We start from the raw sequence: 24,860 nt of genomic DNA, 5'->3' as shown, positions 1-24,860 counted from the left end.
TCCTGTCAGCAGCAAAGCGCTGTCTCAAGCTCCCAATGGCCGCTGCCGACCTTCTCTTCTCCGTGATCTGTTACAACTGCCGCAGTCATGCCATGGGGAACTGTCAGATCATATTTAAGCGTATCCCCCTCCAGTTTCCAGTGAACAATTAGGTTTCCATATACAGTCTCATACTCAAACTTCATTTCAGTGATCCCGCTGCCCGCCCAGGGGTGGATCCTCACCGCAGCAAACCCGGGTTTAAGCTTCTCCACCCCTGCAATTCTCCTGTAAATAAAATCACAGATACTGCCGAAGGCATAATGGTTAAAGCTCGTGATCGTATGCAGCAGATCTTTGGGCGTATCGTCCCACGATTCCCAAATCGTGGTCGCTCCTCTCTTCACTTCATACAGCCAGGACGGACAGGTATCCTGGTAGAGAACCCGGTATGCCGTATCCCGGTAACCGCAGTCTAAGAGCACATCCATCAGAAAAGGAGTGGATAAGAACCCGGTTCCCAGATGATAGTCCGCCTCTTTGATCAGCGCATCCAGCCTGGATGCGAACTGTGTTCGTTCCTCACCTTCCGCCATTCCGAATGCAATTGCCATCACATACAACCCCTGAAGCTCATTGGTAAGGCGTCCGTCCTCAGTCACATAAAACATATGGAATGCCGTCTTAATATTGTCCTGCAGCTTTCGGTAGTACGCCGCTCTGTCAAAAAATCCCAGCGCCTCTGCTGTCTTAACCATAGTCGACACTTCCCTGTAGTAAAACAGGGAGGCGGTGATCTCCTTGCTAAGCCTCACCCCTTCATGTGCGGTATAACCGGGCATGAGCCAGTCTCCCCAATGGTAGCCGGAATTCCAAAGATAGCGCTGCCATTTCCGCCTGTCATCCATATAATACTGTTCGGGCATGGAATCCTCTGCGCAGGCGGTGGCATAGCTCATCCAGCGCTCCATGGCCTGATAGTTCTCTTTCAGAAATCGGATGTCCCCATATGCCTGATAGAGATCCCAGGGCATAAATATGATGGCGTCCCCCCATCCGGCGGAAGTCCAGGCCGGATTTGGCGGTCCCTCCGAATATCCTTTTGTATAGGGAACCGTTATGGGGATCTGCCCCCGTTCAAACTGTTCCAGCCGGCACTGAAAAAGCCACCGTCTAAAAAAGCCGGAAACATCCTGCTGCCATGCCGCCGTTGTGCAAAAGATCTGCGCATCTCCGGTAAAGCCGCCCCGCTCCCTCTGCGGGCAGTCCGTGGGGATGGAAATCATATTGCCTCTCTGGCTCCAGCAGGAATTTAAAACCAGCCGGTTCATCCGGGGATCGCTGCATTCAAAGGATACGGTATCGCGCAGCGCCGATTCCAGCACGGCCGCCTTGCACTGTCCGGGCTCAAGGCCTTTCAGGCCGCTGATCTTAAGATATCTGAATCCCTGATAGGAAAACTGCGGTTCATACAGGTATGTTCCGTCATCGGCAAGCCTTATATAGTCTGTCTGATCGTGGAACGGAAACTGGGGGATGATATCCAGAATATCACCGCTGCCGTCCTCCTTTAATGCCTCACTGTGCTCGATCTTCACAAGGCTTCCGGCTTCCGCTTTAAGCAGGATCCGTTCACGGCCCGCGATCACCTGTCCGAAATCCACGATACATTCACCGGATGCCAGCTGGGTAACGGAAACCGCATCCAGACAGTTTACCTCTTCTATACAGGCGGCCTCCTGCGGCATCAGGATCTCTTTCGAATAGCTTCGCACAACGGTGCCGTACTGCCGGGGCTCTTGCTGCAGATCCAGATATTCTCCCATAAACAGATCCGCATAGAGAAGCGGGCCCGTATAAGCCGCAAAACCGGTATCGCTGCTAATTCTGTGTATTTCTCCCTGCAGATCTGTAATCTCAGCCTGCAGGATCAGGGCCGGCCTCTCTCCGTAGAGCTGATTGCTCCCAGGTATGGACTGGGCGTGGCCTGCAAACCACCCGTCGGCCAGAATGACCTCCAGCTCATTCTCACCGCTCTTTAAATGCTCCGCAATATCAAACGTCTGGTAGTAAATGCATTTGTCATACGCTGTAAATTCTGGCGCCAGCGCGCAGCGCCCCACTTTCTCCCCATTCAATCGGCATTCATAAAATCCTCTGGCCGTAACATACATGCGCGCTTTTTTTATGTCTTCGGGCGCTTTGAAACTTTTACGCAGATACACCGGGCGGTAAAGCCCCTGATTTAGCGGCGGGTACTCATCGGGCGGTCCCGGCATGTATTCCGGTATCGGAAACAGCTGGGCGTTTGTCTTCCAGAACTGTCTGCAGACAGGCTCCGCGTCCCGATAAAACTCCTCTCCGGCTTCAATCCATTCGGCTTTCCAGGAAGAGGCATCCTTAAAGGCGGTCTCGAAAGTCTGCGTTTCACTCCAATCCGTCCATATGCCGGTGAAACCGTCCGCACTGACGCAAAGCCTTACCCGCCAGTAATACTCCTGTTTTTCATTTAGACATAGCTCTGCTGCCGCCTGCTGGAGGCGGCTGTTCTGCGTATCTTTAAAGATCACGGATACCGGATCAAATTCCGCCGATTCCGCAATTTCAATCTCATAGGCTTCCTGCCTGACATTTCTGCCCGGCCCCGCAATCTTCCAGCGAAACGAAAAATCTTTTATCCCGATGCCAAGCGGACGGCTTTCTCCGTTGCACATTAATATGCCCGGCCTTAAATTCTGTCCTGATTTTTTCATCTGTTTCCTCCCCTGTAAACATTTTAATTACCATGTTACTATTCACGGCTGCCGATAAAGCAGCGCATGTCGGGACAGTGTATGGTCCTCATAGGGATCCCTTGAAGCCCGCCGGTTCTTTCGCTGCGTAGTTTGCAGCGTTAGAACCGCTGCGCGCTTCACGGAGCGAGAGCGTGTCCCTATGAGGACCATACACTGCCCCGACATGCGCGGTAGGTTTACGGCAACTGTGAATAGTAATATTACCATTCATTATCTCATTTTACTTTTGCTGTGTATGGTAGCAATCCGGACAAAAAGTAGTACAAATCCACCCTCTCTGCACATTATGTCTTCCGTTTTTGCTGTTCGCTATACTGTGCGGGCGCACATCCGTAATATTTGCGAAACGTCATGTTAAAGCTGGGATAGCTGCTGTATCCGACCGCTTCGGAAACGGCATGGGAGCTCATCCGGTTTGTCTCCAGCAGCCGGGCAGCCAGTCTCATGCGTTCACCTATGATATACTGGCTGATCACGGTTCCCTTCTCTTTTTTAAATATCCTGTTTAAATAAGCCGGATGAAAATGCAGCGTTTCCGCAATCTTATTGACCGATAAGTCAGAGGCTCCCAGATGATTCAGAATAAATTTTACCGTATCCGCAACAACCTCCTTAGGGCATGTCTTTTCACACCCTTCCACCGCGGATTCCACCTTTTCCCGTATCACCTGGTTTCCATACTCCTGTATCTTTACGGATTCACGCTTCTCCCTGATCCGGTTTACCACCTTTTGGACCGCGTTTCCGATTTCCTCATATTTGGCCGGTATTAAGATATAGTCCTGGCATCCCAGCCCTATTGCTTTCTGGGCATACTGAAAGCTGGCATGACATGTCAGAAAGATACATTCTATGTCCATTGATCTGCTTCTGATCCATTCCAGCAGCGCAAGGCCGTTTTCTCCCGGCATTTCAATATCGCACAAGATCAGATCCACGGCATTGCGGGAAATGCATTCTTTCGCTTGTTCCACATCATAAGCAGTAAACACCTTTGTAATGCCATATGTTTCCCATTCGATCTCCGCCTTCATGGTTTCAACTGTAATCACCTCATCATTTACCATCAGCAGGTTCATCATCCACCTCCAGATCGTAAGGGAAACTCACTGCAATGCAGGTTCCCTCACCCTTTGCCGAATCGATCTGAATCGACGCAGACGCGCCGTAAAAATATTTCAGCCTCTTTATGGAGTTCTGCAGTCCCACATGGGAATAATCGTCTTCGCATATGTATTCCCCTGCAGCTATGCTCTGGCTTCTCTTAAGAACATCTTCCGCCATACCGTTCCCGTCATCGCTGATTATGAAAGTCACCGCGCCCTCCTCATAATATCCCTCTACCGAAATATGCAGCACTTGATCCGGCTTTACTCCGTATTTTACCGAGTTTTCGATAAAATTATGGACCAGCAGGGGCGGCACCCTGACATAACTGATTTCCGGATCATAAGAATATTCTGCCGAAATCATTCCGTCATAACGGATGGAAGCAACTCTGATATACCCTTCGATCAGTTTCTGTTCCTTTGAAAAAATCTCCAGCTCCTTTTCCGACCGGAAGATATGTCGGAAATACTCCGAAAGATACAGCACGATATCGCCGATCTCACTGCCGGCGCCTTTTTGCGTCAAAGTAAAAATCAGATTAAATGTATTCTGCAGAAAGTGGGGCCGGATCTGCAGCTGCAGGTTCTTCAGCTCCATCTTCTGAATTTCTATCTCTTTCTCATAGCTTTCCACTCTCAGTGCATCTAACACATCACACATCTGATTAAAGGATGCGTAGGTCTCGTTGAATTCCACTGACCCTCCGTTTTGTGTCAGGCGGTAAAATCGGTTGCCGTTCTGTATCTGTGCATGGGCTCTGCCAAGCCGTCTTAAGGGCTGAATCAGCAGTTTATACAGCGCAAAATATAATACGGGAATTAACAGAAGGTAAAGAAAGGAGAGATACCTGCTCGCCTTTTGATAATCTGACATCTTCCCGATCAGCTCCTGCCGGTTTAAGCAGACAGTCAGCCAGAGATCTTTGCTGCACGAATCGGCGCATACCCAGTCTTTGCCGCGGCTCTGGCGCGTATCACTGAAGCACACCTCATATTCGTCATAGCCCAGCGCGCTTTCCATGCTCTCTGTGATCGGATCCAGGCTGATCCACCCGCCGTAAGAGATCTCATTCAAATCGAGAATCAGAACATAATAGCTCCCTGAAGAAAAATTTATGATATGCCAGCCTCTGTATTCCGGGTCTTCGCAGTGCTCTTCAATAAAATCCGCGATTTCCGAGGCCGGATGGCCGGCCGCCATGGGATTATGGTAGGCGAGCATATCCTTCTTTTCCTTCATATAGAAATAATACCCTTCGCCGCCGCTGATCATATTGGCCAGATTGCTCATCGTGCCGTAAAGGCGGTATTTCGCGCTGTCGTACAAATAATCATCCGAAGGCTGCGATCTCATCCGAATACAGTCCCCGTCTTTGGTCAACAGATAGCTTAACAGGAACTGATGGTTCTCCATCCGTTTTTCCAGATCTTTCAGTTGTACATCGATCAGATTCTGTGCGGCGGCCCTGCCCTGTTCCACCACAATCCCGATCGCCTTATTGTTCTGAACGATGGCGATGACATTCAGCGGTAATACAAGCAGAATCATCACCAGAACGACCTTTGTCGAAACCGACCGCAATAATAAACTGCACTTCTTCATTATTTGCACCTATTCTTTCACACCGCCCAGCGTAATTCCTTTTACAAAATACCTCTGAAAAAACGGATACAGCACAACGATCGGCAGGATGCCGATCACGGCAATCGCCATGCGGACCGTAACCGACGGCAGCTGGTTCACTTTGATTCCGCTGGCGGAGAGCCTGGAGGCATTTTGGATCAGCACCTGAAGATTCTCATTGATATTATTCAGCAAAACCTGTATGGTATAATACTTTCCGCCTTCCCGTTCGGTCAGATAATACATGCCGTTCATCCAGTCATTCCAATAGGAGAGCGCACTCATCAGGCCGACAGTCGCCACAATCGGTTTGCTTAACGGAAAGATGATCCGGCGAAAAGTCATAAACTCAGATGCCCCGTCGATTCTTGCCGCCTCAGGCAGGCTGACCGGAATGCTGAACTGAAAGTAATTGCGAACCAGAATGACATTAAAGGCATTCATTAAAAGCCCGGGCACCAGTATGGCGAATATGGTGTTTTTAATATGATACAGTCTCACATAGGAATAATAGGTGGCCACAAGACCGCCGTTAAACAGCATGGTAAAGATCAGTAAAAAGCTCACGAACCTCATACCCGGTATTTCCTGATGTGAAATGCCATAAGCAAACAGTGTTGTGATCAGTATGCTGACGGCCGTTCCAAGAAATGTCACCAGCAATGTCATCATATATGCCCGCCCGATCTGTCCCCATTGAACGGCGATATACTGATACGCTTCCAGACTGAATTTACCGGGGAAATAGGAATAGCCGTTTTCGGCCGCCCACGCATTGTCCGTAAAAGATGAGACGATGAGCAAAATGAAGGGCAGGATTGCCAGCAATGCCGCCGCTGCGCAAAACACATGTGCCAGGATCTGCGTTGTATAAAATTCTTTTGATTTCATTCCGACTCCTTTTCCTGTCACCAGCCAAAGGCTGATGACCTGCGCACGCTTCAGCGTGCTTCCACTTCCTAAAATATAGCGCTTTCAGGGTTATATTTTTTAACCAGTTTGTTGACCGCGAGTATCAGAACAAACCCAACCACCGCCTGATAGACGCTGGCGGCGCTGCTCATTCCGTAATCGCTGTTTTTCATCAGCGCCTGATATACATAAACATCTATTGTCCTGGTCACTTCATATAATGCCCCGCTGTTTTTGGGTATCTGATAAAACAGCCCAAAATCCGAGCGGAAGATCTGCCCTGCACTCATAATCATCAACGTCAGGACCGTAGGTTTTAACAGCGGCAGTGTGATGGTTTTAATCTGTTTCCATTTGCCCGCGCCGTCCAGCCGCGCCGCCTCATAATAGTCCTGGCTGATCCCCACAATGCTGGAAAGGTATATGATCATCGTATACCCGATTCCCTTCCAGGTATTTACAAATATCAGAATAAACGGCCAATATCTCTTATCCTGATACCAGCTTACGGTCTCTTTTCCCATGCTTTTTAAAACGGAATTATTAATCAGGCCCGTTTCGGCGGACAGATATGCGTATACCAGATAGCTGATCACCACCCAGCTCATGAGAAACGGCAGCAGCACTGCCGTCTGATACAGCTTTGACGCTTTTTTGCTCCTGATCTCATTGATCATAATGGCAAGCGCTATGGAGAGGACCGTGCCGGCCGCAAAAAATGCGATATTATACAGTATTGTATTTCTCGTAATGATAAAAGCGTCCCGGGAACGGAACAGGAACTCAAAATTTTTAAGCCCGCACCAGCTGCTGCCCAATATGCCTTTTGAGAAATCGAGCTTTTTAAATGCGATCATGACCCCAAACATGGGGATATACTTATCGATGATTAAATAAAAAAGGCCCGGCAGGATCATCAGGTAGAACGGAAGCACGTGTTTTAATGATATCTTTTTATTCATAGTTCTCCTTTTAAACAGCGAGCCAGGGCTGGTTTGCATACCCGGCAGCCCTGGCTCTATTTCTCTTATTTCTGTGCAGCCGCCCACTCATCCAGCTGGCGCTGGTTTTCTGCAATCACTTCCTCAATACCGGCCGCCTTTAAAGCGCTGATAAATTCCGGCACCGCTTTCTTTGGATCCAGCGCTCCGCAGTTGATCATCTTATCATACTGCTCAATTACGGTGGACAGCGATGCGATCTCCGTTGAAACGCTGTCACGCACAAAGCTGTATCCCATCGCAGGAGAATACCGCTCCTTCGGCGTACCCCGATGGTAGTCTTCAATCAGTTTATTGGCGTTGACCGGCGTCGGTTCCACCGCGGCATAGTGATACTGATTTCCCCAGAGGCCGTAGGGGTTAAAATACGGCAGCTCCTCCATATTATCCGACAGGAAGCGTATCTGTGTTCCCTCATCCGTCTGTTCCACAATCTCATAACTCTGCCCTTCCAGGCCGTACTGGATAATCCAGTTGGCATCATCATTCGCGTATATGTAATTAAGCGCCTCCAGCGCCTTTTCCGGATGGGCGGAAGTGATCGGGATGCTCCAGAGACAGCTTAAACCGCCATTGTTTGCGTAGTAGCGTTCCATCACTTTCAGCTTTGTCAGCTCTTTGCCAACTGTAGAGGCATAGCTCACCTCCGACAGCGGATTTCCAAAATAAAACGTTCCCAGATAGTTGTCTTTTGCCACCAGTGTATCCGTAGTTTCCGTCGATACCGCTGCGTCCGGGGATATATAGCCGTTTTGAGCCCATCGGTACATGATTTCAGCATAATTTCTGTATTCGTCGGTTTCGTACAGATTGCAGAGTGTCAGATCATCAAAGTTCCTGTTCAGCACGAGGACGCCGGCTGCCGGAGTGCCTCCAACCGCATCGTATTCCATATACACTCCCAAGGGAGTGATTGTCTGGTCCACAGGCAGGCAGTAGAAATTATCGCCCTCCCCCGCTTTTATCACTTCAAATATTTTTTCCAGCTCTTCAAATGTATAAAATTTATCCGGATCAGTTTCTATCTGATACTTCTCCAGATATTCTGTTTTGATTAAATAGCACCAGGAACCTGAGCTTCCCCCGACAGGCGGTATGCCGTAGAGTTCACCGTTATAATACCCCATGCTAAGATCTGCTCCAAGGTCTTTGATATCTTTTCCGTACTCATCAATCAGATCGGTAAGCGGCAACACCAGATTGCTGCTGGCAAGCGGCGCAATCGGCGCAAAAGCCGACATGCACAGATCCAGCTGTTCCCCTCCGGATACCATCAGTGTCGCTTTTTGCTGCGCCTCCCCCAATCCTACCGGTTCAAAGGTGACATGCACCCCGATGTCTCTTTCCATCATCTCATTCAGGGCATCTTCCATATCCTGAAACCCTGCCCCAAGATTTCCGGACGTCGGGTACTGCCAGATAATTTCAACAATCTCCTCCTGGTCTTTACCGGTGCCCTCCGGCGCGTTTGTGCCCGCGTCCTGCAGGGACTCCGTTCCTTTTACGCTTTCTTCAGATGTACTCTGACATGCGGTAAACATCATGGCAAACGTCATCATCAGAATACATGCCCACAGTCGTCTTTTCATTTCGTATCCTCCTCTAATGTGGTGGTAGTCAAGTGACATACTTAATATATCATTTTCTTACCTGATCAAACATTCTCATATCTGACCGTCATATTCTGATTTCAAACTAATATTGTGTTAAATATCTGCGTGCTGCGTCTGCGCCCCAAAGCATCAATATTTATTTGAAAGCTGCGCTTCACATTCCTCACGGGTGATCTCGCCTGCATTACACTTGGCCATCAGAGCAACATCCGCATCCTTCAGCTTATAGAAGAACATCACCGCTACCCCCAGCAGCACGCCCACCAGCGGGATCAGCGCGTAGATGATCCACATAACATCCAAAGCCTGCTGTGGCTGGACGATGCCTGCCGCCGCAATGTCCTCAAAACTCTCCGCCTGAACGGGAATGTAGTTGGACAGTCCCAGAATGAACAGGCCCAGGGACGAGGAGACACTGGTGGTCAGCTTGGTGACAAAGGAGGAAATGGAGTTGCAGATGCCGGAGCAGTCCTTGCCGGTCTTGTAGCGGGTATATTCAATGGTATCCGGCAGGAAGAAGGTTTTGGCCACGTTGCTCATGTTGCCGAAAGGCGCCTGCAATACCAGCAGCGTGCAGCAAACAGAAAAAACAGGACCGACAAAGTACATACTTAGCTGAATGAAGCCGCCGATGAGGCCCGTCACCAGAAATACCTTGAGCTTGCCAAATTTGGAACACAGCTTTTTGGTCTGCATCTGGGCAATCAGCACAGGGATAATTGAGATGGTGATGGGAATTGCCAAAATCAGAGAACTGCCAAAATGATAGTAGGAAACCAGCAGGCCCACCGCACCGCCGGTAGCAAGGCAGGAGGTGATGACCGTGCCAAGCAGCAGAATCATCAGATACTTGTTGGTTTTTACGCAGTTCCACATATCCTTGAAGGTATACTTCTGATTCTCCTCCGGGTCCACATTGGCCAGCACCGTGTTGTGCTCCCTGACGCCTTTGGCAAGAGGCAGCATCAAAAAGAAGAAGATAACAGAAGAGACCAGCGCCACGCTCTTAATGGAAAAACCGATATACTCGCTGATGCTCACCGTCCAGACCATGCCCACCAGAATGGTGCCCATGCCGGAGAGAATGGCCTTCGTCTGAAGCAGGGAGTTACGTTCGTCCAGATTGTCCGTCAGAGTGACGATCATGGAATTCATGGGGACCTCCACCATGGTGTAGGTCAGATCATAGAGAAGATAAAACACCACAAACCATACGAGCTTTGCCTGATTGGACATTCCCATTGGCATACAGAAGAACAGGGCCGTAAAAACCGGGAAAAAGGCGAAGGTCAGCCGATACCAGGGCAGATATTTCCCCTCACCGGTGAATTTTTCAAAAGCCCGGACCTTCGTGATGTGAATGCGGTCCACCAGGAAGCCAAAAATCACATCGTCGAAGGCATCGATGATCTTCACCGCCAGCATGACACCGGCAATAGCGGTCAGATTGATGCCCTGGAAGATCAGGAAGGTGCTCATCAGTGCCGTGACGATATATCCCTCCAGCTGGCGGCCAAAGTCGCCAATAATGTAGTTGCGCCGTTCCTTTTTTGTTGTTTTCCAGCCATCTGGCTGGATCTTTTTTGCTTTTGCCATCGCTATTTCCTCTTTCTTCTTTACTTTGGCCTGCAAGATTCGCCCTCGCAGTCAAGTACAGCTTCCGGAACCGCAATATCAAAAAAGTCCGGGGTACTTTCTTCCCCATAAACCAGATTCCGCATTTTGGGGAAGCCGGGGAAATGCCAGTATTTTTCGGTTTTCGGCAGTTCCTCCCGCATCAGCCGGATCATGTGGCCGATGTATTCCGGTTCGATGGCCCCGCGGTCGTGAGCAGAATAGATTTTATGAATACGGTCTGTGGGCAGATGCAGGAGCATTTCTTCAAACTCCGAAAGGGGCGGGCAGCCCGTGATGCCGTACAGCACCCGGCGGGCAACGGTATCGCCGGAAAACAGGGTGCCGGTCTGCTCGTCCAGCAGCAGGATGCTGCCCATGGTGTGGCCCGGAATGTGAAACACCGTGAGCACCCGTCCGGCCAGGTCAATGGTATCGCCTTGCCGCAGCTGGTGAATGGTGAGCTTTCGCTTCAGCAGCTTCAGACCCGGATTCAGGCACAGGGGGAAATTCTCGTCGGCCTCGTGCATCCAGACCTGTGAAAAGTCCCGCAGATGGTAGATGTGGTCCGGGTGGCCGTGGCTTAGAACCACCATCAATGGCCTATCCGTAATGGTTTTGATGTAGTCCCTGATTCCCGGCTCATTGACAGCCAAGTCAAAGAGAAGGGCTTTCTCCCTGCCCACAATCAGATAGGAATTGGCCGTAGGCGGGCCAAATTCCATGCTGGTTCCCGATGCGACGCTGGATATGAGATACAAACCGTCCCCGATGGAGACATGAAAAAAACTGCTCATTATTTCTCTTCCTCCTTCCATGAAAAACATTCTGCCTCCCGAAGGGTCCGTCCTCTTTTATCCACCTGAACCGTACGGATCGCCTTCGGGGCGATGCCCCGCTCCACCCAAGCTATCAGAGCTGCCACGCCGTCCCGTTCGCTGATTCCGGGGCCGTGCCAACTGCAGCTTCCGTGGCCGTCGCCGGGAGTGATGTACAGGCGAAGGAACCGGGAAACGACATCCCGTCCCATTGCCGCTTCCACATTTCTGAAGTAGTGGAGCGTGCCGTCCACAGGAATCAGGGGGTCATCCGTGCCATGGTCGATCATCAGCTTGCCTCCGGCATTTGCAAATGCGGATAAATCCGCCTTGTCTGCATCGGCAGCGGAAAATTTCTCAATGCTGGCAAGATGCAGGCGTCTGTATTCCGCCAGTGTCACATCCGCAAACCGCTGCCTGGGGTTTTCGGTGACCCAGCGCAGGTAATATTCACTGAGGAAGAAGGGCTTCGGCTTTTTCCGAAACAGGGTGTAATAGAACGCCCCCACCGGGATGCCCACATTCCAGCACAGCACCCCCGGGCGGTGCCCAAACCACAGCTGCCTTCCGTTTTCGTCACGGGGTCCCTCCCAGATTTCCTTCATCACGGCGGCGTCTTCCTTTGTGATGGGACCATCTTTTGTGGGCATTCCCACGCATTGGAGGGGGGCTATTTTGACCGCTGACGTCTGCTGATAGTAAGCCCGTTCACCACCTGCCTTGTCCCATGCGGCCTGCATAAAGCATCTCATCTTTCTCGGCGGAATTACATGGTTTGCGCTGTTCATTACCGCTACCTGCCAAAGGCCCAGGGGCAGGAACCGGCTCCAGTAGATAGCTGGGCAGGAGGCCCACACGCCGTTATAGTCTTCCGGGTGCTCCTGCACTTCCACCATGGCCTGACGTCCGCCGCCGGAGCCTCCGTGAAAATAGGCATACCGCACGGGCCGCTTATGCAGCAGCTCCGCCACGGCCTTGCCAGCCAGCGTCATAAAATGGGTGGAGGCAGAGCGCCAGTTCTCTATCCGTTCCCAATCTGCCCTGTGGGTGTCCCTGTCCAGCGCCCATTCATTCTCCGGGTTTCCCGCATCGGTGGTGGCGGCGGTAAAGCCGTTACGAACCGCAAAAGCCACGGTCATGCCCCGAGAGGTGTTATTGGGCCTTGTGATGTATTTTTCTCCGCCATCCGCCGTTCCACCGCCGCCCGTGCCGAAAAAACGGTCATTCCAGGCAAGGGGCGACCAAATCGTGACGGTTTCGGTATGTCGTCCGGTGCAGTGCTTAAGCTGAACAGAAACATAGGGCGGCAGATTTTTAATTCTGGTCAATCCCCGGCGGTATATACCGGAGCGGTTGATTTCCGCCCCGGTTACCGAAATACCTTCTCCGGGAAACCGCTTCTTCAGCCCGGATGCCAAATAAGCGGCATTGGCCCGACCGCAGATTCCGCCAGTCTCTGTCAAATCGCTGGTATCGTAAAAAATAATGTTATCCCGTTCCAACATCAATCCTATCCTCCCAAAAACGCCGCGCCCCGGGACCGTCCGGGATACGCTACATGATACAGACCGCAGGCACCTCCTGTTTGCATTCTGAAAGAAATCGCCGCCGGAGATCATACAAAAAGCGTGTTGACATTCGTTTATCATAGTGTTACACTTGTTTCAGAAACAAGTGTAACACTATGTTGTGGCTTTTTCAAGCGGAGAAACAGGAAGTTTTGCATAGTGAAACAAAAGAGCCGATGTGTAACAGAACCGGAAGGGAGAACGAGATGGCAACCAAAAACGAAGCGCATGATATGGTGATCGAAAGCCTCACCCAGGGGCTTTTGCAGCTGATGACCCAAAAGCCCCTGGCACAGATCAATGTTTCCGAGCTGTGCGACCGGGCGGGGGTCAGCCGGGTGTCCTTTTACCGGAATTTCAAATCCATGCAGGATATCCTGATTCAGTATTTGACTGCCTGTACCGACGAGTGGTATCAGACCTTTTCCCAGAAGCCGGACGAGGAGTTCTTAAGCTGCTTCTGTGTGGAGCTTCTGGAACAATACCGCAGGCACGCAGATTTAATCCGGCTGCTATATAACAACGATGCAGCCCATCTGTTGAAGGAACACATTTTTGCCTGCTGCAAACTGGACGAATTCACAGCGCCAGAGGAAGCCTATCCCCGGGCGGTGCTGGCGGGGGCGGTCTATGGCCTGGTGGACGAATGGATACATCTGGGCATGGGACAGCTTCCCGAGCATTTTAGCCTGCGCCGGATTGTCTCCGCCGTATCCTACCAGAGAGAGGAGCCGAAAAAATGAAGCAGAAGCCGATTGTACTGAACCGGGACCGGGACGTCACCCTGACGCCTTACTTGACGAGTACGGACAAAACCACAGCCATTCTCATCTGCCCCGGCGGCGGGTATCAGAACTGCGATGAATCAGAGGGGAAGCCTGTGGCCGAAGCGTTTAATGCGCTGGGGTATCACGCATTTATTCTCCGTTATTCCGTGGGAAAGCACCATACCTGGCCCAATCCCCTGGAAGATTTTGACGGGGCCATGGACTATCTGACGAACCATGCCGCCGAATATAAAATCGATCCGGCGCATATCCTTGCCGCCGGTTTTTCCGCCGGGGGCCATGTAGTCACCGCCGCTGCCTCGGCAGCAAAGCACAAGCCCTTTGCGGTGATTGTATGCTATGGACTGGTATCAAGGGAAACTCTGGCCTACTGCGCCCCTGATGCTCCGGATTCCAGCGAGCTGGTGAATCTGGACACCTGCCCCATGTTTCTGGCGTCCTCCCGCACGGACTGGATTGTGTCCATTGAGAATACCACCAAGTTAATGGATGCTCTGCAAAAAAACTACATCGACTATGAAGCCCATATTTACGGCTACGCCCTCCACGGCTTTTCCGTAGGGGCCGGCTCCGGGGCAGTGGGACCGCTGTTCTGCTCCCGAGTAGGAAACTGGGTGAAGGACAGCATGGAGTGGGCGGATGAGCTGATTTCCGGCCGTTATCGCTCCGTCCGGGAATGCGCCGCCTATAACGACGCCTACGGCAGCGTGCTTTCCACGCGGAATTCCTGTAAACTCATAAACAGCATCCCGGGAGCGCTTAAGGTTCTGAAATTCAAATTTCCTGTCCAGTATCTGCTCTATCAGGGTGCACAGAAAAAAATCGGCACCTTCATGGACACAGTTACCCTGCGCAATCTGTTTGACCTGTGCAAAATCAGCGAAAAGACCATCGCAAAAATGGACGAGGCCCTTTCCGTCTTTACGATTGAAAGGTGTGAAAAATATTTCAGCCCTTCACAGCCCCCATCGTAATCCCCTTGGCAAAGTATTTCTGGAAAAACGGATACATACATATAATCGGCAGTATCGCAATTACCGCGATCGCCAGACGCATGGTGGCCGTAGGCAGCGCGTTGACATCCACGCCCTGCAGCTGCGATGCGTTATTACTCATAAACATCACATTGTTATTCATCTCGTTCAACAGCTGCTGCATGCTGTACAGCTTGTTGTCCGTGATATAGTACAGGCCGTTATTCCAGTCATTCCAATAAGTCACAGCCTCCATCAGCCCTACTGTCGCCAGAATCGGGGTGGACAGAGGCATCACCAGTCTGAAAAATATGTAAAACGGGCCGGCCCCGTCGATCTCCATGGCTTCAGATAATTCCGGCGGTATACTCTGCTGAAAGTAATTGCGCACCAATACCACCGTAAAGCCGTTTAACAGCAGATTCGGCACAATCAGTCCCCAGATTGTGTTCTTTAGATGCAGATAATTATTATAGATCATATACTGCGGCACAATGCCTCCGGAAAACAGCATGGTGAAGAGAATCAATCCGAAAATTACCCTGCGCCCAGGCAGATCCTTCTGGCTTAGACCGTAAGAAAGCAGCGATACGATCAGGATGGAACTTACGGTTCCCACCGCAGTAACCGTAAGCGTAACCAGATACGCCCGTCCGATCTGATTCCACTGCTGCAGGATATATTGATAGGCGTCCAGGCTGAAAACTTTGGGGATAAAGCGGTAGCCCTCCGCCACAGCATAATTTGAATCTGAAAAAGATGCCGCAATCAGCAGCCAAAACGGGACCAGCGCCAGAACTGACAAAAAAATCATCACGATATGTGCCAGCAGCTGCATCCTTTTTTCCTGTTTTGATAATATTCCTCCCATAAAAACCTCCACTTCAGTACAGCGATACACCTGTCTGACACTTAAAATATTGCATCTTCTCTGCTGATCTTACGGATCAGCGCATTGGCTGCCACCACCAGAACACATCCCACAATGGCCTGTATAAATCCTGCTGCCGCAGACATTCCCGGATTATTCTGATTCATCAGCGCATTATAAACATAGGTATCGATTGTCTGTGTCACAGGATACAGAATCCCGGAGTTTTTCGGTACCTGATAGAACAGTCCGAAATCGGAATAGAACATCTTGCTGACACTTAGAATAAACATTGTGATAACCGTCGGCTTCAGGCTGGGCAGCGTAATGCACCGAATCTGCTGCCATCTGCTGGCTCCGTCCACCCTGGCCGCTTCATAAAAATCATTGCTGATTCCAACGATCGCAGCCAGATAAATGATCATGCTGAACCCGATGCCTTTCCACTGGTTTACGAACACCAGGATAAACGGCCAGTAAGCCTTCTCCTGATAAAAAGAAATCGGTTTCAGGCCCAGAGCCGGCAGAACCGCCTTATTGATATATCCCGTTTCGCCGCTAAGGAACGCATAGACTAAATAACTGACCACTACCATGGACATCAGATAGGGCAGCAGTATAATGGTCTGATAAAACCGGGACGCGATTTTCGAACGGACCTCATTTAGCAGAATCGCAACCGTAATAGCCAGGGTCGTACCCAGGATAATAAATACCAGATTATACAGTATGGTATTGCGGATCATGGTTCCCAGCTGTCCGGACGCAAACAGGAATTCAAAGTTATCAAAGCCGCACCAGGGACTTTTAAAAAGCCCCAGTTTATAGTTTACCTTTCGGAAGGCCACCGTAATGCCTGCCATCGGCAGATAATTATTGATCAGAAAATACAGCAGCCCCGGAGTCATCATAAGATAGAACGGCACCATCCGTTTCCATCTGATTTTCTTTTTATATGGTACCGGATCAGTTTTACCGGTCTTTGTATGTGTCATTGCATTCATTTCCTCCGTTTTTAGTTTCTGATGGCAGAAAAAACGGGAAGGCATAAGCTGCCTGCATATGCCTTCCCGTCTGCTCTATCCAGCTGCTTACTGTTTCGCACGCCATTCATCAAATTGCTGCTGTTTATCCGCAATCACCTCGTCCACGCCTGCGGCCTTCAGCGCATCGATAAACTCCGGATAATAGGTATCCAGATCCACACTGCCGGACTCCAGGGAAGGCAAGTACTGCGCTACCACAGCCTGAATCGCTGTAATCCTGGTAGACTGACTTTCCGGATTATAAACAAATCCTACGCCCTGCGTGGGGTTTGCCATCGCTTCCGCCGTATAAGCATCGTTCTTGTCCTGGGTCCATGCTTCATTCCAGATAAAGCTCTTTCTGAAATCACCGTATAAACCCAGGGTATTATAGTATCCGCTGGTACCGGCATCTACGCCCTCCGGGAAACCGATCAGATTAATCGACTCATCCACTACAACGTAATGTTTTCCTTCAATTCCCCACTGAATCAGATTCGCCAGATCGGAATCCGCATACATCAGGTTAAGGAAACGCATAGCGGCCTCCGGCTCCTTGCTGGTGATGGGAATCACCCATCCTCCGGCTCCCTGAGCACCCAGATAGATTTCCGTCAGCCGCAGCTGATCCAGATCCTCATAGATTTTTTGTACCGGAGCGCTGGCCATAAAATACCCTGCTGTAACGCCGGAATTGAGCAGCGAAACATTTGTGGCATCGGTTGTGGTTGCATCCGGATAAATATAGCCGGCTTCATACCATTTTCTTAAGTACTGCAGATATTCTTTGTATTCCTCGGTCTCAAACAGATTTACCACTTGTGTGCTGTCCGTTCCCATAAGTACGCCTGTAAATGCCTTTGCTCCCAGCGGATCGTAGATGCCGTTGGCATAGTTGAATTCCGATGTTGTCCTGTTAGCGGAAACAAGACCGCAGGGATACAGATCCGGATGCAGCTCTTTCATTTTGGCAAACAGATCCGTGAGCTCATCCAGAGTATATATCTTTTTCGGATCATGCGTTATGCCGGCCTCTTTCACATACTCTGACCGGATCAGATAGCTTCCGCCCATGCCGAAGACATTTGGAACCTGGCTCACCGCCCAGGTCTCGCCGTCAATCATGTTATTTGTGGTAATCTGGAAGCCTTCCTGTGTCAGCTGCTGTATATCCGGCGCATTTTCAGCAATCAGGCTGTCTAACGGTTCTATCAGGCCCTGGCTCACATAGGTATTCAGATCCTGCAGAAGCGGAAACATCAGATCCACCGTTTCGCCGGTAGCTATCCAGGTAGGAAACTGTGAAAAGGCATCGTATGCGGAAATCGCTTTAAATTCTACCTCCACTCCGATTTTCTTTGCGGTGATTTCATTGACCGCATCCTGTACCGCCTGAAGATCCGCAGGCGTATTTCCTAACGTCAAATAAGTCATTATGACATGATCCACTTCACCGGTCCATTCCCCCTGTGTCGTTTCTTCCGGCGCCGCTGTCGTCTTCTCCCCGTCTGTACCAGCTTGAGTAGTTACTCCCTGCGCGGTTGACTCCTGCGCATCCGGCCCGCCGGCGCTTGTGCAGCCTGCCAGGGATCCGATCAGCATGGCCAATGCCGCAAACACTGCAATTTTTTTCTTCATACTATCCTCTCCTTTTGATAATATTTGATACCCCATCGGATATGGCTATATTATCCCATGCAGGCCTTGGATTGTATGGCATCGATTCCGGCAAAAAATAGTACAAATCCAACATCCGCTCACGCATCATCAACGCTTAGATATTATTCCTTGCATCCAGCTGATACTCCCTCGGTGTTTTCCCATAAAACTTTTTGAAGAGCTTTATAAAATATGAATAATTCCCATACCCCACCTTATCCGACACCATAGTGACCGACAGCTTGCTCTCTCTTAATAATTCCCCTGCCAGCATCATGCGCTGCTGCAGAACATAATCGGTGACCGTCTGATCAAACTGCTTTTTAAAGAGCCTGGTCAGATGGCCCGGGCTCACATGAACCATTTTCGCCAGAGTTTCCACACTGATATTATCCGCGATATGGCTTCTGATATAGGTTACGGCCCGATCCGTCACATCCTCCGGTATCTCCTCCGGTTTAACCGCATCACTCATCTGCTTCATATATACCTTCCCATACTGTTCCAGCAAATTCTGGCTGTGCTCCTTACGGACCACATCCATCGCTCTCTTGAGCACCTCTGTCAGCGTTTCGTAAGGGATCGGTTTCAGCACGTAATCCAGGCATTTTAATCCGACCGCGCGTCTGGCCAGATCAAATTCATCATGGCAGCTTAATATGATGCATTCCGTTTCCGGGTAATGCTCATTCACCCATTCGATCAGATCCAGCTCGCTCTGATCCGTCATCTCAATATCGGAAAGCAGGATATCTATCCGCCAGTTCTGAAAAACCTCCACGGCCTGGCTGTAATTCTTCGCGGTGAGCACCTCCTCAAACTGAAGCAGTTCCCACCGAATCCCGCTCAATAATCCCTGTAGTATCTGTACCTCGTCATCCACAATTAATAAATTCAAATCAGCGCCCCTCCTTTATTGTATACGGTATCTCGATCCAGACCTGTGTCCCCTCACCGGCCGTACTGGTCAGCTTCAAAACTGCATTCTGCCCGAAAAATGCCTCCAGACGGCGGCGGCAGTTCCAAACCCCGATATGCTTCATACCGTTTTTATCCGTATACAGCTCTCCGCTGTTTAAAGCATCCAAAACAACGGGATCCATCCCTTTTCCGGTATCGCTGACAGAAATCAGCAGCCGTTCCCCTTCTCTGCGTATATTGATCAGCACTTCTATCACGCCGTCCGGGATCCTGGCATATTTCATCGCATTTTCCACGAAGTTCTGTACAAGGAGCGGAGGAATCAATGCGGACTCCACCCCTTTTTCCATCTTATAGACACAGGAGAATTCATCCGGAAAACGAATTTTCTGAATTTCTATATAACTTTCCACAAATTGCATTTCGGACTTCAGCGGCACCAGCGTATTGGTCTCCCGCAGGCAGTAGCGGAAATAATCCACCAGATTCATGGAATATTTCTGGATAATCTGATACTGCTGTGTTTCCGCCAGACTGTAGATCATGGTCAGTGAATTGAGCAGCATATGGGGATTTACCTGCAGTTTCAGATTATCCAGCCTGGTCTGATAGAGCTGTATCTCTGTCTCATGGGATTTGAGTATATCATCCGCCATCTTATTGAACTCCGCGTATATATATTCAAAATCGCTGGTATCCGCAGCATCCTCAATCCTGTAAAACCATTCCTGCCGGTCCAGTTCACCCATGCCTTTCTGAAGTATTTTTAACGGACGGACCACCTGTCTGCGGATCACAAACCACAGCAGAAACAGCATCAGAATGCTGATATAGGACAGTGCCTGCAAAAGGCGGTATGCCACCGGCACATAGCTTCGAAGCTCTTCGTTGATCAAATACACATCCATCCCATAGGAATCCGCCCCGAAATGAAAGGATACGGCATCTTCCACCCCCTTAAGGCGCGCCTCTGCTTCTTTGTCCGTCAACGGAAGGACCTGTCCGGCCGCATCCATCAATATAAATACTGTTCCGTCCGCAATCAGCAGCTGATTTCCTTCCATCACTTCCGATTCGATCCACAGCTGCATCTCTTCGATCAGATCGATCCCGAATCCGATCGCATAATTCATATAAGAATGACTTTTAAAATAATAGAACCGTCCGTCAAACTCCTCTATGTGCCAGGTGCCCGCATTGCTTTGCTGTCCTTCACCGCTTTTAGCCAAATCATTTTTCAGGCGGCTCAGCTGTTCCAGTGTATATAAATTCTTGGTACCCTTTACATACATCCGGCCATCCCCCATTTTTTCCTCCAAACTGATAAATCCGTTGATTCCATACATATTGAGTGCATAACCGAGTTCCTGCACAATGTTCACGCTGGTGACCGGACTGAAGTAGCGGGCAACCGTGATATCTTCCAGATACTCACCGATAAAATCCATATACCAGTCATCCAGTTTACCAAACAGAGCCATCTCGCGGTTCATAAATACATCAAACTCCTTTTCATAGGAGGTGAGCACCCGCTCCCTGGACTCCTCCACAGCGATGCTGCTAAGCCGTATCGCCAGTATGTTGATCGGAATCACGGTAATACAGATGATTGTAATCAGCCTGCGGTCCAATCTGCGTATGAATTTCCATCTACATTTATTCATTACTGATCTCCCCCTATACTTTATGTCAGCTTCTGCCCGTAACAGCAAATGGATCTGTCCGCGCTTATCACTTCATCCCATCAAATATTCTATCAAATATTTATGTCATTTGCTAATACAAACATATTCCATGTATAACATGGTACTATTATTTCTACGCTATTTGTTTTAATATCTTGTGAATTGTTTCATTATTTTGCGGTTTACTTTAAATCCACACGAAGAAAAGCGGTTTCCACAGGGTGTGAGAACCGCTTTCCGGATATGGAGATCAGCAACTGTCTTAGTGAGTGAAAACTGCTATTATTACTGAGATGTTAAATACCTTTCACAGTATTCGTAAGAGGTATTCCAGAAATTATCTACCGCAGCGCTGTCAAACTCACAGGTGTGGTTGGATTTTTCCAGAGTATAAAAAACATGTTCAATACCGTTTGCCGATAGCTTTTCATCAAGCCGGACACCATGCTGATAGCCGACAATAATATCTTCTGCCGCATAGGCCATTACAGTAGGTACAGTATTTGTATTTACATAGGTGATAGGCGAAATATAGTCCAACGCGGTTTCCTTTTCTCCGGATGTCATAGATCCATAATTCGGTATCAATTTTTTTGCGAAGCTATCAACAATAAGCTGATTCTGGAAAATCCCCGGCGCAAAAGCGCCGGCGTCAAAATCTGCAGGCCCCACCTCCTCAAATACGAGTTTCACCGGAATTGCAGCGGCATCCGGTCTGGAATATGCGTACAGTAATGCCAGATGCCCGCCTGCAGAATATCCGGACGTTGCCATTTTATCAATAGTATATCCCAATTCCGAAGTCTTTTCATAAATAGCATTGATACAGTTTTGGATGTCGTCCATAATATCTTCCATGCTGTTGGCAGCATTCTGCTCCGCTTCAAACAATCTATAATCAACGGTAGCCGTAATGTACCCCTTTCTTGCCATACGCGCACAGCCATAATCAAAATCTTCCTTTGATCCGCTTGTCCAACTGCCGCCGTGCATAAATAAGATCAGAGAAACCGGTTTTTCTTTTGATACGGATGTCGGGATAAACAGATTATACTGATTCCGCGTATTCCTCGAAGGATCATATACCTGATCCCTGTATATTACAGCTTCTTCAGAAGTCAGTTCCGGTTCTAACATTCTTGCATTATGATAAAACGCATTTGCCCAGGCGAGCAATCCCGAACTCGCACTGTCCGGCGAACCTGAAAGCGCTTCCAAACCATTAAACCACTGCCATTTTCCGGCCTGTATGCTTTCATCGAATACCCAGTAATATGTGGAAGGAGCTAAAAGTCTAAGCTCCGTGTTCCCGGAATCGAACCCAAATACGATTCTGGAATACTGGGTGGTATCTTTAGAAAAATCCGGACCGTAAATGGAGACATTCACTTTTACACCGTCATTATATTTTATTTCAGTCTCATGCTCCATCGTCCATTTTTCATTCCACAGCCTTACCGAAGATCTCGCTACACGTACGGCGGTCCCCATGGGGAAGTGAAATTCCCCATTGCTGATTTCCACTGAACCTGTATGGCATGCAATCAGTGGGGTATATCCAAATCCGGCATCCTCCTCCGGCCCGACTATCTCCTGATATATAAGATATTCCTTTCTGAAGAACCGTCCCCCCTTTTCCACAATTATTTTTCCCTTTATGTCAATATTTCCTCTGGCTTCAACAGAGGCTCCTTCCTTCACAGTCAGGACAATGCCTTCCGGAACTGTAAGTGTCGCGCCGTCCTTAACCGTTAGTTTTCCGCTTACCACAATATTGTCACCTAGAATCGTGTTCTGACTAATAACCGTATCATCAGAATATTCTTCAGCTGCAGAAACAGACATACCCGACATCATAAAGCCTAAAACCACCACCACAAAAAGTACAAAAAACTTCTTTTTCATCGCAATACGTTCCTCCTAAGTTATTTCTGATATACGTTCTTCACCCAGTACAAAAGTTACCGTTCCATATATTCCCATCTTACTATACTTTTTATTTTACAGTTTTTACTATTTTGTGATCTCTTGCATTATTTTGCGATTGTTTTTAAGAAAAAAGAAGCCCGCTTGCAGGATTCTCCGTCTGTGGAGGGTCGCTTTAGCGACATAATTCCGTTCCTGCCCGCAGGGCTCTTTATTCCTGATACTGCTCAAAAGTAAAATCTGCAAAATGATTTTGCTTCCGGTATTCCTTTGGTGACTCTCCCTTCCTTTTTTTGAAACAGCGGCTGAAATAGCTGACGGAACTGAATCCAAGGTATACCGAAATCTCACATATAGAGCAATCTGCATATTTCAGCATATTACATGCCGCATCAATCTTTTCGTTCAGAATATATTCCGTAATTGTTATTCCTTCATACTCCTTAAACAGGTGGCATAAATGTGCCGGTGATATGTTGGCAAAGGAAGCCACTTCAGATAATGAAATCTTCTTTGTTCTGTGCGAGATGATGTATTTTCTGCATAAATTCACAACCGGATTGACATATTCCTTTCCCTTTCGCTCATTCACCTGAGTAGCAAAATAATGGGCGGCTTCAAAGTACAGTTCGCGGAACTTACTGATATCTTTTGTTACGGATATCCTTTTTAAATAAGCGTCATTAATTAAAAAACTCTCTCCTGACGTAAGCCCCCCTTCTATCGCTGCCCTGGCCATAAGCGATACGGATACCACGCACATATACTCCCAGTTTCTCTTTACATCTTTTAACACTACCGGAAACCGCATTCTATGTTCCTGTTCAAAATACAGATTCAGACCGTTCACATCACCGTTTCTGATATAATCAAGCAGTATCCTTTCCTCCGAATACACATGGTTCTCCTGTGAATATCCCCATTGGCGCATTCCTTCTTCCGCTATACATGTTTCTATTGCAGTCCCATCTGTTTTTTTATTCATCTTTTCTATCGCCGCCATATAGATTTTATTTCAACACAGTTTATTTCTCCATTCACATCTGATTAATATTCTACTTTACGTTCAGAGCTAATTCAAGGAATTTTATATAAAAATCCGTACATAGAAATATGATCCTGATAAAGAAACTGATAAAAGCATTTCATTTCTCTCTGGCATTATTTATAAGGTAGCGGATCGTGAACAACGGGATTATTGAATTAAACCGATGTCAGATCTCCCATACCGTGGCACTGGAGGAATTTGCAATTCATTGTCAATAACATAATTTTCTATTAACTCCGAAGTTTTAATATTATAAATATCTATTCCCTTGTTTACAATATATATCTTATCATCTTTTATCTGAAAACCCGAATCACCAATGCCAAGAGACCTATATTGATATAATATTTTCAAAACAGCTTCAGATATTGAAAAACTACATAAAACCGACATTTTTTGTTCTACTGTATACTGTCTGCCATTTCCATCATCTCTTCATCCATCCGAATCTGAAAGGTATCACCTCCTTCGTCAAGGACTGGTAGGCTTCCGCCACTTTTGTACTACGGCTATTTTTTTGCACAAAAAAAAGCCGCTTGTCTGATGAAAGACAAACGGCTCGTGCTGATCGCCGGTGATCTCTTTCACCAGTTTTGCAACACAACCTTATACTTGTTTTATTGTTTTTTAGATAAGCAAAAGACCTATAAGATTTTGTCTATAGGTCTTTTAAGCTCCCCGAGTAGGACTCGAACCTACGACAGCGCGGTTAACAGCCGCGTGCTCTACCGACTGAGCTATCGAGGATTATATATAGTTTTATCGGTGTGCGAGCGTTACACTGGCCTACCGACTGAGCTATCGAGGAATGGCGTTTTCTCTTTCTTATTATACCCTCAAAACTACACATTATCAACATCTTTTTTACATCTTTCTTCCAAGTTCTCTACCAGATCTTCCAGTATCCGTTTCCGGATCTTTTGGTCAAGC

18 protein-coding genes and 1 tRNA gene are annotated in these 24,860 nt (G+C 48.5%); 2 read left to right on the top strand and 17 right to left on the bottom strand.

Annotated features, from left to right (window positions below; all coding sequences use genetic code 11):
- Positions 1 to 5: 5 nt before the first annotated feature.
- The 9 genes from DWZ56_RS16040 to DWZ56_RS16000 form a co-directional block, all read right to left on the bottom strand.
- On the bottom strand, positions 6 to 2,732 hold the full coding sequence (locus DWZ56_RS16040; protein ID WP_118557622.1) for a family 78 glycoside hydrolase catalytic domain: 2,727 nt from the start codon (positions 2,730 to 2,732) through the stop codon (positions 6 to 8).
- 326 nt (positions 2,733 to 3,058) lie between these two features.
- A complete protein-coding gene (locus DWZ56_RS16035; RefSeq protein WP_158584627.1) occupies positions 3,059 to 3,853 on the bottom strand; it encodes a response regulator transcription factor in 795 nt (264 codons plus the stop codon).
- Positions 3,831 to 5,486, bottom strand: coding sequence for a sensor histidine kinase (locus tag DWZ56_RS16030; protein WP_118557620.1), 1,656 nt, complete (start codon positions 5,484 to 5,486; stop codon positions 3,831 to 3,833). Before DWZ56_RS16030 ends, DWZ56_RS16035 begins: the two co-directional genes overlap by 23 nt.
- A gap of 9 nt (positions 5,487 to 5,495) precedes the next feature.
- Positions 5,496 to 6,398, bottom strand: a complete 903-nt coding sequence (locus DWZ56_RS16025) for a carbohydrate ABC transporter permease (RefSeq protein ID WP_118557619.1) — start codon at positions 6,396 to 6,398, stop codon at positions 5,496 to 5,498.
- A 68-nt stretch (positions 6,399 to 6,466) separates the two neighbouring features.
- Positions 6,467 to 7,381 (bottom strand): ABC transporter permease, encoded by a 915-nt coding sequence (locus tag DWZ56_RS16020; RefSeq protein WP_118557618.1) that lies wholly within the window; start codon positions 7,379 to 7,381, stop codon positions 6,467 to 6,469.
- A gap of 65 nt (positions 7,382 to 7,446) precedes the next feature.
- The gene (locus tag DWZ56_RS16015) at positions 7,447 to 9,009 is read right to left on the bottom strand and encodes an ABC transporter substrate-binding protein (protein WP_158584626.1); all 1,563 of its coding nucleotides are present in this window, start codon (positions 9,007 to 9,009) and stop codon (positions 7,447 to 7,449) included.
- 153 nt (positions 9,010 to 9,162) lie between these two features.
- The gene (locus DWZ56_RS16010; RefSeq protein ID WP_118557616.1) at positions 9,163 to 10,629 is read right to left on the bottom strand and encodes an MFS transporter; all 1,467 of its coding nucleotides are present in this window, start codon (positions 10,627 to 10,629) and stop codon (positions 9,163 to 9,165) included.
- A 20-nt stretch (positions 10,630 to 10,649) separates the two neighbouring features.
- Positions 10,650 to 11,444: an MBL fold metallo-hydrolase gene (locus tag DWZ56_RS16005; RefSeq protein ID WP_158584625.1), complete on the bottom strand. Its 795-nt coding sequence runs from the start codon at positions 11,442 to 11,444 to the stop codon at positions 10,650 to 10,652.
- Positions 11,444 to 12,970: a tannase/feruloyl esterase family alpha/beta hydrolase gene (locus DWZ56_RS16000; protein WP_158584624.1), complete on the bottom strand. Its 1,527-nt coding sequence runs from the start codon at positions 12,968 to 12,970 to the stop codon at positions 11,444 to 11,446. The genes DWZ56_RS16005 and DWZ56_RS16000 overlap by 1 nt, the downstream gene beginning before the upstream one ends.
- Before the next feature lie 269 nt (positions 12,971 to 13,239).
- Between DWZ56_RS16000 and DWZ56_RS15995 the strand changes: the two genes are divergently transcribed.
- Positions 13,240 to 13,776: a TetR/AcrR family transcriptional regulator gene (locus DWZ56_RS15995; RefSeq protein ID WP_158584623.1), complete on the top strand. Its 537-nt coding sequence runs from the start codon at positions 13,240 to 13,242 to the stop codon at positions 13,774 to 13,776.
- Positions 13,773 to 14,795, top strand: coding sequence for an alpha/beta hydrolase (locus DWZ56_RS15990; RefSeq protein ID WP_118557612.1), 1,023 nt, complete (start codon positions 13,773 to 13,775; stop codon positions 14,793 to 14,795). The genes DWZ56_RS15995 and DWZ56_RS15990 overlap by 4 nt, the downstream gene beginning before the upstream one ends.
- Here the strand turns inward: DWZ56_RS15990 and DWZ56_RS15985 are convergent.
- The 8 genes from DWZ56_RS15985 to DWZ56_RS15950 form a co-directional block, all read right to left on the bottom strand.
- The gene (locus tag DWZ56_RS15985) at positions 14,770 to 15,666 is read right to left on the bottom strand and encodes a carbohydrate ABC transporter permease (protein ID WP_243095319.1); all 897 of its coding nucleotides are present in this window, start codon (positions 15,664 to 15,666) and stop codon (positions 14,770 to 14,772) included. The two genes, DWZ56_RS15990 and DWZ56_RS15985, sit on opposite strands and share 26 nt — an antisense overlap.
- A gap of 41 nt (positions 15,667 to 15,707) precedes the next feature.
- Entirely contained in the window at positions 15,708 to 16,661 is a 954-nt protein-coding gene (locus tag DWZ56_RS15980) for an ABC transporter permease (RefSeq protein ID WP_118557701.1), read from the bottom strand.
- A gap of 96 nt (positions 16,662 to 16,757) precedes the next feature.
- Positions 16,758 to 18,329 (bottom strand): ABC transporter substrate-binding protein, encoded by a 1,572-nt coding sequence (locus tag DWZ56_RS15975; RefSeq protein ID WP_158584622.1) that lies wholly within the window; start codon positions 18,327 to 18,329, stop codon positions 16,758 to 16,760.
- A gap of 136 nt (positions 18,330 to 18,465) precedes the next feature.
- Positions 18,466 to 19,248: an AraC family transcriptional regulator gene (locus DWZ56_RS15970; protein ID WP_118557610.1), complete on the bottom strand. Its 783-nt coding sequence runs from the start codon at positions 19,246 to 19,248 to the stop codon at positions 18,466 to 18,468.
- A gap of 1 nt (position 19,249) precedes the next feature.
- The gene (locus DWZ56_RS15965; RefSeq protein ID WP_118557609.1) at positions 19,250 to 20,935 is read right to left on the bottom strand and encodes a sensor histidine kinase; all 1,686 of its coding nucleotides are present in this window, start codon (positions 20,933 to 20,935) and stop codon (positions 19,250 to 19,252) included.
- A 306-nt stretch (positions 20,936 to 21,241) separates the two neighbouring features.
- Positions 21,242 to 22,861, bottom strand: a complete 1,620-nt coding sequence (locus DWZ56_RS15960; protein WP_118557608.1) for an alpha/beta hydrolase — start codon at positions 22,859 to 22,861, stop codon at positions 21,242 to 21,244.
- Positions 22,862 to 23,093: 232 nt separating this feature from the next.
- A complete protein-coding gene (locus DWZ56_RS15955; RefSeq protein WP_158584621.1) occupies positions 23,094 to 23,867 on the bottom strand; it encodes an AraC family transcriptional regulator in 774 nt (257 codons plus the stop codon).
- 737 nt (positions 23,868 to 24,604) lie between these two features.
- Positions 24,605 to 24,677: transfer RNA gene (locus DWZ56_RS15950), tRNA-Asn, on the bottom strand.
- Positions 24,678 to 24,860: the final 183 nt, after the last annotated feature.

Origin of the sequence: Lachnotalea sp. AF33-28 (genome assembly GCF_003477885.1) — a bacterium.
In the GTDB taxonomy this organism is placed as follows: Bacteria; Bacillota; Clostridia; order Lachnospirales; family Lachnospiraceae; genus AF33-28.
The sequence above is the reverse complement of the archived record's forward strand: the minus strand, read 5'-3'. Positions and strand labels throughout refer to the sequence as shown.